The organism is Bradyrhizobium sp. Leo170 (assembly GCF_004296405.1).
GTDB lineage: Bacteria > Pseudomonadota > Alphaproteobacteria > Rhizobiales > Xanthobacteraceae > Bradyrhizobium.
Genome location: NZ_PSRR01000833.1, coordinates 1 through 629, shown reverse-complemented (window position 1 = coordinate 629; position 629 = coordinate 1). Strand labels below are relative to the sequence as shown.

General features: G+C 70.4%; 1 protein-coding gene. It reads left to right on the top strand.

The features are described 5' to 3' along the window. Nucleotides 1–629: L,D-transpeptidase (locus CWO89_RS44980; RefSeq protein WP_130584471.1), on the top strand; the 629-nt coding region annotated here is incomplete at both ends.

Genomic DNA, 629 nt, shown 5'->3' with positions numbered 1-629 from the left:
CGTGCCGCAGCAGCCCCCAGGTCGGCAGCGACGGCAGGCCGATGACGGTCGCGGCGCTGCCGCCGGAAGAGCAGCCGGAAGCCGCTCCCGTGCAATTGCCGCCGAACCTACGCCGCCAGGAAGTCTCGTTCGCGACCAAGGAGCCGGCAGGCACCATCGTGGTCGATACGTCGAACACCTACCTCTACTACATCCTGGGCGGCGGCCGCGCGGTCCGCTACGGCGTTCGCGTCGGCCGCGACGGCTTCACCTGGACCGGCGTGCAGAAGATCAGCCGCAAGGCGGAGTGGCCGGACTGGTATCCGCCGACCGAGATGATCGAGCGTCAGCCCTATCTGCCGCGCTTCATGGCCGGCGGCCCCGGCAATCCGCTCGGCGCGCGCGCGATGTATCTCGGCTCGACCGTGTACCGTATCCACGGCACCAACCAGCCGTCGACGATCGGCAAGTTCGTCTCGTCGGGCTGCATCGGCATGCTGAATGAGGACGTCTCCGACCTCTTCGATCGCGTGAAGGTCGGCACCCGCGTGGTGGTGATGCCGGGCGGTCCGCCGCCTGGAACCGCCACCGCCTCCGCTGCGCCGCCGCCTAGCGGGTCCGTTGCCGCCGCCCCAGCGCAGGCGCAGGCC